This window comes from Acidimicrobiales bacterium (assembly GCA_036273495.1).
Classification (GTDB): Bacteria; Actinomycetota; Acidimicrobiia; order Acidimicrobiales; family JAJPHE01; genus DASSEU01.
Genome location: DASUHN010000297.1, coordinates 1 through 7,700, shown reverse-complemented (window position 1 = coordinate 7,700; position 7,700 = coordinate 1). Strand labels below are relative to the sequence as shown.

Annotated in this window: 10 protein-coding genes; 4 read left to right on the top strand and 6 right to left on the bottom strand. The window is 72.1% G+C overall.

The window, feature by feature from the left end:
* A partial coding sequence (locus VFW24_12670) for a DUF445 family protein (protein ID HEX5267617.1) occupies positions 1-202 on the top strand: 202 nt, incomplete at its 5' end.
* Positions 203-215: 13 nt separating this feature from the next.
* Here the strand turns inward: VFW24_12670 and VFW24_12665 are convergent.
* From VFW24_12665 to VFW24_12650, 4 genes are read right to left on the bottom strand one after another with little or no spacing between them, the layout of a single operon-like run.
* Positions 216-890 (bottom strand): hypothetical protein, encoded by a 675-nt coding sequence (locus tag VFW24_12665; GenBank protein HEX5267616.1) that lies wholly within the window; start codon positions 888-890, stop codon positions 216-218.
* Positions 866-2,044 carry an acyl-CoA dehydrogenase family protein gene (locus tag VFW24_12660; GenBank protein HEX5267615.1) on the bottom strand — a complete coding sequence of 393 codons (1,179 nt, stop codon included), beginning with the start codon at positions 2,042-2,044 and terminating at the stop codon, positions 866-868. The genes VFW24_12665 and VFW24_12660 overlap by 25 nt, the downstream gene beginning before the upstream one ends.
* 5 nt (positions 2,045-2,049) lie before the next feature.
* A complete protein-coding gene (locus VFW24_12655; GenBank protein ID HEX5267614.1) occupies positions 2,050-2,796 on the bottom strand; it encodes an aquaporin in 747 nt (248 codons plus the stop codon).
* Positions 2,793-3,233 (bottom strand): ArsI/CadI family heavy metal resistance metalloenzyme, encoded by a 441-nt coding sequence (locus VFW24_12650; GenBank protein ID HEX5267613.1) that lies wholly within the window; start codon positions 3,231-3,233, stop codon positions 2,793-2,795. The genes VFW24_12655 and VFW24_12650 overlap by 4 nt, the downstream gene beginning before the upstream one ends.
* 98 nt (positions 3,234-3,331) lie before the next feature.
* Here VFW24_12650 and VFW24_12645 point away from each other — a divergent pair, with 98 nt between their 5' ends.
* Entirely contained in the window at positions 3,332-3,688 is a 357-nt protein-coding gene (locus VFW24_12645) for a metalloregulator ArsR/SmtB family transcription factor (GenBank protein ID HEX5267612.1), read from the top strand.
* A gap of 32 nt (positions 3,689-3,720) precedes the next feature.
* Positions 3,721-4,689, top strand: a complete 969-nt coding sequence (locus tag VFW24_12640; protein HEX5267611.1) for a nitronate monooxygenase — start codon at positions 3,721-3,723, stop codon at positions 4,687-4,689.
* Between the two features lie 9 nt (positions 4,690-4,698).
* On the opposite strand, the gene VFW24_12635 is transcribed toward VFW24_12640, so the two are convergent.
* Together VFW24_12635 and VFW24_12630 are read right to left on the bottom strand one after the other, a co-directional pair.
* Positions 4,699-5,178 carry a helix-turn-helix domain-containing protein gene (locus VFW24_12635; protein HEX5267610.1) on the bottom strand — a complete coding sequence of 160 codons (480 nt, stop codon included), beginning with the start codon at positions 5,176-5,178 and terminating at the stop codon, positions 4,699-4,701.
* A gap of 43 nt (positions 5,179-5,221) precedes the next feature.
* On the bottom strand, positions 5,222-6,469 hold the full coding sequence (locus VFW24_12630) for a zinc-binding dehydrogenase (protein ID HEX5267609.1): 1,248 nt from the start codon (positions 6,467-6,469) through the stop codon (positions 5,222-5,224).
* A 76-nt stretch (positions 6,470-6,545) separates the two neighbouring features.
* Here VFW24_12630 and VFW24_12625 point away from each other — a divergent pair, with 76 nt between their 5' ends.
* Complete coding sequence (locus VFW24_12625) at positions 6,546-7,667, top strand: DUF1214 domain-containing protein (protein HEX5267608.1); 1,122 nt, start codon at positions 6,546-6,548, stop codon at positions 7,665-7,667.
* Positions 7,668-7,700 lie beyond the last annotated feature (33 nt).

The window sequence follows — 7,700 nt, the reverse complement described above, 5'->3', positions numbered from 1 at the left end:
GGCGCGTGCGCTGGCCGAGCAGTTCCGCGACGAGCTGGCGGGCCTGGTGACCGTGACCATCGACCGGTGGGACGCCGCCCAGACCTCCGGTCAGCTCGAGCTCCTCCTCGGCCGCGACCTGCAGTTCATCCGGATCAACGGGACCGTCGTCGGAGCGACCGTCGGTCTGGTCATCCACGCCGTGGCCGCCGCCATCGGCTGAGCGAGGCCCGACTTCAGCGCGGGTCGGGCCGGTCCACGTTCCAGTGGCGCCCACCCTGGAAGTACCACCCGCCGTCGCCGGCGGGGATGAGCATGTAACGGCTGATCCGCCGCTGGCCCCCCTCCTGGTCCCCGTACAGCAGCTCCATGGTGAACGAGGTCCGCTCGTCGAGGCAGCGCATGATCCCGGCCCGGACCGGGTCGCTCTCGTCGCGGATGGCGCCCTCCCAGTAGCCGGTGCCGCCGGCGGGCACGTACAGATCGATGGTCAGGCGCCGGAACTCCGGGGGGTCGGGATGCGCGACGTCGCTGAACACCAGGTCGGGCCGCGGGTACCAGCCGTGCAGGAGGGCCAGCCCGGCGCCGACGTTGCGGAGCGACAGGGCGAGGTAGATCACGCCGTCGTGCTCCTCGACGACGGCGTGACCGCCCTGGACCCGGACCACGTGCTGGTCCTGCCACACGACCTTGTGGGCCGGGTCGTCGTAGTGCGAGGGCAGCAGCAGCGGGCGCAGGTTGGTGAGGAGGGACTGCTCGGCAACTCGCGCCGACCGGTTCGAGGAGCGCACGGCCGAGAAGGTGGCGACCGCCAGCACGAGGGTCCCGCCCGCAGTCGCGAGCGACGAGATCGTCTGCCAGTCGGGGGACAAGCGGTCCGGGCCCGTCAGCTGCGGGGGATCTGGCTCCACGGCGTGGACGGGTCGACCCCCGGCTCACGCGGCAGTCCGAGCACCCGCTCGCCCAGGATGTTGCGCATGACCTCCGACGTGCCGCCGGCGATGGTGCTCGACTGGCTGGAGAGGAAGCCGATGACGGGATCGGCCATGAGCTCCTCCCGGCTGCCCGGCCGGTAGCCGGAGCACAGCATCCCGTCCGGCCCGAGCAGATCGACGGTGAACTCGGCAATCCGCTGGTTGAGCAGGGCACCGCCCATCTTGAGGATCGAGCCCTCGGGGCCCGGAACCCCCTTGGCGCGCAGAGCCTGGGCCCGCATGTTCCCGAGCCGGAGCACCTCGGCCTCGATCCACAGTCGGGCCAGGCGGTCGCGCGCCACCGGATCGGAGCGGCCGGCGGCGGCCCAGACCTCGAGAGCCTGGGCTATGGGCCCGCTGCCCCGCGGCGCCACCGTCCCGCCGATCGAGACCCGCTCGTTCATGAGGGTGGCCGTCCCCACCTTCCATCCCTCCCCCACCGGGCCGACGCGGAAGGACTCGGGGGTCCGGGCCTCGGAGAACCACACCTCGTTGAAGCTGGCCCCACCCGACATCTGGCGCAGGGGCCGCACCTCGACGCCCGGCCCGTGCATGTCGACGACGAAGGCGGTGAGGCCCTTGTGCTTCGGCGCGTCGGGGTCGGTGCGCGCCAGCAGCAGGCCCCACTTGGCGAGGTGGGCCGACGACGTCCAGACCTTCTGGCCGCTGATCACCCACTCGTCCCCGTCGCGGATGGCGCGGGTGGACAGCCCGGCCACGTCAGAACCCGCCCCCGGCTCCGAGAACAGCTGGCACCAGATCTCCTCGGCGGTGAAGATCGGCCGGAGGAAACGCTGCCTCTGCTCGTCGGTGCCCCACGCCACGATCGTCGGCCCGCACATGCCGATGCCCATCGGGTTGCGCATCCACTGGCCGCGCCGTCCGGCCGCCTCCAGCGTCGAGTCGACGACGTCCTGCAGCCGGGGCTCGGCGTCGAGACCTCCGTAGCCGCGGGGGTGATCGACCCGGGCCAGGCCGAGGTCGAACTGGGCGCCGAAGAAGGCGCGGTCGTCGGAGCCGGCAAAGTCGGATAGCAGCTTCTCGGTGAGGGCCCGGACCTGGGCCTCGTCGACGTCGATGGTGGTCGGCATCGGCCTCATTCTGGCAAGGGCGGCTCCGGGGCGGGTACGACGGGGGGATGGGGCATCAAGACGTCGGCGGCGGCGCGTTCCACGCCCGGGTAAAGGAAGCCCACGACCGCCACCGAGAGCGCCCCACCCACGACCTGGGCGGCCACGAACGCCGGCGCCGAGGAGGGTCGGATCCCGGCAAAGCTGTCGGAGAACATCCGGCCGAAGGTCACCGCCGGGTTGGCGAAGCTCGTCGAGGCGGTGAAGAAGTAGGCCCCGCCGATGTAGGCGCCGACGGCAAACGGAGCGGCGCCGGCCCGTCCCGACCGGACCACCCCGAAGACCACCAGCACCAGGCCGAACGTGGCCACAGCCTCGGCCAGCCATACTCCGCCGCCGGTGCGGCTGCGGGTGGCCAGCTCGACGGCCGGCCGGGAGAACATCAGGTTGGCGACGACCGCCCCCGCCCACCCTCCGGCCAGCTGCGCCCCCACATACCCGGCGGCGGCGGGGGTGTCGATCCCCCCGAACCACCGGTCGGCCAGGGTGACGATCGGGTTGAGGTGGGCGCCGGACACCGGCCCGACGGCCAGGATGATCGCCACCAGGGCCCCGGCGGTGGCGGCGGCGTTCTCTAAGAGCTCCAGCCCCACGTTCCCGGGAGACAGCCGGGCGGCGGCTATCCCCGACCCGATGACGGCCACCACCAACAGCGCCGTCCCGACGAATTCGGCCAGAGCCCGCCGGGCCAGCTCGGCGGGCGCCTCCGTCACGCCAGGTCGGGCCGGGCCGCGCAGCACTCGGCCTGCGACGGCTCGGCGCTTCGTAGCTCCGCACCGGGCATCTCGGCGTCGGCCAGGACCGTGTAGATCTCCCACGGAGTCCCGTCGGGGCTGTCGACCCACACCTTGTCCTGCACCGCGTAGCAGCAGGTGACCTCGTCCTCGCTGGCCGTGGCCAGGCCCTGGCCGGCGAGGCGGACCTGGGCGGCGCCCACCCGCTCGCTGGTCTCGACCTCCACGCCCAGGTGGTTGAGGCTCCCGGGCGCGCCCCCGCCCTCGATCAGGACCAGCTTGAGCGGGGGCTCGGTGACGGCGAAGTTGGCGTAGCCGGGCCGGACCTTGGCCGGGGCGGTGTCGAAGAGCCGCGAGTAGAAGTCGATGGCGGCGTCGAGGTCGGACACGTTGAGGGCCAGCTGGACTCGTGACATCGGTCCCCTCCAGTAAGATCGAGGATTGTCGATGTGAACCTACCGCGACACATCGAGGAATGTCAATGGGAGGACGGTCCCAGAGGAGGTATGGCCACATGGGAGGTGCAGCAGCCAGGTCGACGCCGGCCGGGGTCACAACCGACGACTCGCTGTGCTGCCCGTCGCTCACCGCCGCCCCCCTCGGGGAGGACGAGGCGGTAGAGCTGGCCCGGGTGCTCGCCGCCCTCGGGGACCCGGTGCGGCTCCGGCTGCTGTCGCTCGTGGCCGCCCAGGGGGAGGTCTGCTCGTGCGACCTCGAGGGACCGCTCGGGCGGAGCCAGCCCACGGTCTCGCACCACACCCGGATCCTGGCCGGGGCGGGCCTGATCACCGGGGAGCGCCGGGGCAAGTGGACGCGGTGGCGGGTCGTGCCCGGTCGGTTGGCCGCGGTGCGCCGGGCCCTGGGCGGCTGACCCGGGGGCCGACAACTAGGTTGCGCGTTCCCATGGACTCCCCCGCTCCGCTGCGCACCCGGGTGAGCGAGCTGTTGGGCGTCGACTACCCGATCGTCCAGGCCCCGATGGGGTTCATCGCCCGGGCCCAGCTGGCATCCGCGGTGTGTGAGGCCGGCGCCTTCGGGATCGTCGAGACCTCGTCGGGGCGCCTCGACGAGGTCCGCGTCGAGATGGAGAAGATGCGCGAGCTGACCGACCGGCCCTGGGGCGTGAACATCGCCCAGATGCTCGTGGGCGGACTCGACGTGGTCGGCTTCGTGGCCGCCCAGGGCGTGCGCTTCGTCACCACCTCGGCCGGGGATCCGGCCCGGTACACCCAGGCGCTGCACGACGCCGGCATCACGGTGTTCCATGTCGTCCCCTCGCTGCGCGCCGCCGCCAAGGCGGTGGCGGCCGGGGTGGACGGGCTCGTGGTCGAAGGCGGCGAGGGGGGCGGGTTCAAGAGCACCCGCCCCGTATCCACCATCGTGCTCCTGCCGCAGGTCTGCGCCGAGTTCGACCTGCCGGTCATCGCGGCCGGGGGGATGGTGGACGGGGTGTCGATGGCGGCCGCCTTCGCCCTCGGGGCCGAGGGCGTGCAGATGGGCACGCGCATGGTGTCGTCGCTCGAGTCACCGGTGCACGAGAACTACAAGCGCCTGGTGATGGACGCCGACGCCACCGACACGGTCGTGCTCAGCCCGTACTCGAGTCCCGCCTACCGGGTGATGCGCACGCCGTTCACCGAGGCCCTGGAGCACGAGCCCAGCGTCGTGATGGGCGCCACCGTCGGCATCGACGGCATCCTCGACCTCTACTTCGGCGGCCACCTCGACCGGGGCTTCGCCTTCGGCGGTCAGGTGGCGGGGCGCATACGGGAGCTGCTGCCCGTGCGGGACATCATCCACCGCACCGTGGCCGAGTTCTACGAGGTGATCGGCTCGCTCGACCGGTTCCTGCCGCCGGCCGGCGGTGGCTGACCGCGCCGGTCAGTCGGAGACGACCGCCTCCACCAGGGCATCGAGGTCACCCGGTCCGGGGACGGCGCGGACGTCGCGCCCCGTGAGCCGCTGGCCACATGCCGAGCAGGTCATCACGGCGTGGGAGACCTTCCCGCACGCCGTGTGCACGAGGTGGAGGGGCGGGCCGTCGGGAGCGGCGTGCTTGTCACCCCACTGGCGCATGGTCGTGAGCACCGGCCACAGGTCGCGACCCTTGGCCGTCAGCCGGTAGTCGTACCGGGGCGGGTGCTCGCTGTAGATGGCCCTCTCCAGCACGCCGGCGTCGACCAGACGGTTGAGGCGCTGGTTGAGAACGTTGCGGGAGATGCCGAGGCGCTCCTGGAACTGGTCGAAGCGGGTGACGCCGAGGAAGGCGTCGCGAACGATGAGCATCGACCACCACTCCCCCACCACCTCCAGGCACTGGGCCACCGAGCAGTGCATGTCGGCGAAGCTCTTGCGTTCCACCCACCAATCATAGCCCGGTGGGTTGCGTTATAGAACCCCGGGCTCAACGGTGGTCGATGGCCACCTTGATGGCGCCGGTGCGGCCCTGGTCGGCGATGGTGGCGAAGGCGTCCCGCCACTCGGGCAGGCGGAAGGTGTGGGTGAGCATCCCGGTCAGGTCCACCCGCTCCGCCGCCGCCATCGCCAGGTAGTGCTCGATGCCGTGGGCCCGCTGCCCGTCGACCTCCTCGACGCCGAAGGCGTTCGAGCCCACCCACGAGATCTCCTTGAAGTACAGCGGCGTCCACTCCCAGCGGGCGGGGCCGTGGACCCCGCTCTTCACCAGCGTGCCCCGGGCCTTGAGCAGGCGGACCCCGACCTCGAACGTCTCGGCCTTGCCGATCGTGTCGTAGACCACGTCGACGCCGCCCGGATGGCACATCGGCAGGGCCTCGCCGTCGGGCATCATCCCCCCCTTGGCCAGGCGGCCGCCGGACCACGCCGCCAGCTCCTCGATGATCGCCAGCCGGTCCTGGGGATCGACGACCACCGCCGCCCCCAGGCGCCGGGCCATCTCGACCTGGGCGGGGAAGCGGGCCACCACCGCGATCTCCACGTCGGGATGGAAGGCCCGGAGGATGGCGATGGCGCACAGCCCGAGGGCGCCCGCCCCGTAGACCAGGACCTTCCCCCCCGGGGGCGGCGGGTGGCGGGTCACCCCGTGCAACGAAACGGCGAAGGGATCGGCAAACACCGCCTGCTCGTCGGCCAGTCCGGCCGGTACGGGGAACAGCATGCTGGTGTGCGCCGGCATCAGCTCGGCGTACCCGCCGGTGGCGTCGCTCGAGACGCCGGTGTGGATCCCGGCGCTGATCGAACCCTCGCTGAAGCTGTGGCAGAGGCTCAGGTCCCCGGCCGCGCACGCCGGGCAGACCGGGGTGATGCCGCGGGGCGCGCAGGTGAGCCACGGGTTCAGCACCACCCGCTGGCCGACCTCGAGGCCGACCGCCTCCGGGCCCAGCTCGACGACCTCGGCGACCACCTCGTGGCCCATGACCTGAGGGAACGAGCAGAACGCCATCATCGGGCTGTCCGCCACCTCGGTCCCGAAGTCCAGCAGGGCCTGCTTGGAGTCCGAGCCGCAGATACCGACGAGCCGGGGCCGGGTCACGACCCAGTCCGGCCGCAGGGGGCGGGCGTCGGGCATGTCGACCAGCCGCATGGGGGACACGGCCAGGTTGCGCAGGAGCGGGTTGCCGTCGTCCGGCGGGGACCACGGCTCCGGCGCCACCCCGAAAACCAGAGCTTTCACGACGCCGTCTCCTTCGCGCTAGACACGGCCTTGTTATAGGCCCTTTCCCGACCGGGCGACAACGACGGGGGCGACCATGAACCGAGCTCCGGCCACCACGGCGGCCTTCGACGCGCTCATCGCGGCGCTGGCCGAGATCCGCGACGACTACGTCCTGTCCGAGAAGCGGTTCAGCGATCCCCTCGACGTGGTGGAGGGGTACCGCTACGTCGGCCAGATCCTGTCGGCGGCGTCGGAGCTGTTCTTCGAGGCCGACCCCGACCACCCCCGCTTCGCGTCGATCGTCTCCCCCGCCCGCAAGCTGCAGGGAGACAACCCGGACGCCATCTACCATTTCGCCCGCGTCCGGGGGGACCGGAACTACCGGGTGTTCGGGACCGTCGGTCAAGAGTGCTACACGTCGTTCACGATCCACGGCCGCGCCCCCGACGGCGGCATGGCCGGCCCGCTCCTCGGGGACCTCAACGACCGCCAATTCGAGATCGGGGCCGACGGCTCCTACGAGCTGGTGCTCAGCGCCGAGGAGCGCCCCGGCAACTGGGTGCGGCTCGACCCCGCCGCCCACACCGTCGTGGTCCGCAGCTACTACCAGCTGCCGACGTCGGCCCAGAACGACCCGGCCGTCCACGTCACCATCGGGATCGAGACCCTCGACGGCGTGCCTCCGCCTCCGCCGCTCAGCGACGCCGTGCTGGCCGAGCGGATGCAGGAGGGGGTGGCGTTCCTCCGCCAGACCACGCTCGGTCAGGGGCTGTTCGGCGCCCCGTCCCCGGTCCCGTTCGTCTCCAACGAGCCCAACGTGCTGCCCGCCCCGTTCAGCTTCCGCGACTCGGGGCTGCCCGTGCCGGGAGCCGCCGACATCACCTACGCCCTGGCCCGCTGGGACCTGGCGCCCGACCAGGCGCTGCTCATGACGGGCGCCCTACCGAAGTGCGCCTTCGCCAACGTCATGCTGTGGAACCGGCACATGCAGACCCTCGAGTACCGGAACCGCCGCTCGTCCCTGAACATGAGCCAGATCGCCCTCGAGGCGGACGGGACCTACCGCATAGCCGTGGCCCAGGCCGATCCCGGCCTGCCCAACTGGCTCGACTGCGAGGGCCACCGCCAGGGCACGATCTTCTGGCGCTTCCTCCTCCCGGAGAGCGACCCGGGCCGGACCGACTGCCGGGTGGTCCCCCTGGCCGACCTCCGGTGACCGGGCGCCCGGCTCAGGCCTGGTCCTCGGGGG

Excerpts from the sequence above, each read along its gene's own strand:
- VFW24_12660 (HEX5267615.1), bottom strand. The coding sequence starts at position 2,044 with ATGCCGACCACCATCGACGTCGACGAGGCCCAGGTCCGGGCCCTCACC.
- VFW24_12650 (HEX5267613.1), bottom strand. The coding sequence starts at position 3,233 with ATGTCACGAGTCCAGCTGGCCCTCAACGTGTCCGACCTCGACGCCGCC.
- VFW24_12645 (HEX5267612.1), top strand. The coding sequence starts at position 3,332 with ATGGGAGGTGCAGCAGCCAGGTCGACGCCGGCCGGGGTCACAACCGAC.
- VFW24_12640 (HEX5267611.1), top strand. The coding sequence starts at position 3,721 with ATGGACTCCCCCGCTCCGCTGCGCACCCGGGTGAGCGAGCTGTTGGGC.
- VFW24_12625 (HEX5267608.1), top strand. The coding sequence starts at position 6,546 with ATGAACCGAGCTCCGGCCACCACGGCGGCCTTCGACGCGCTCATCGCG.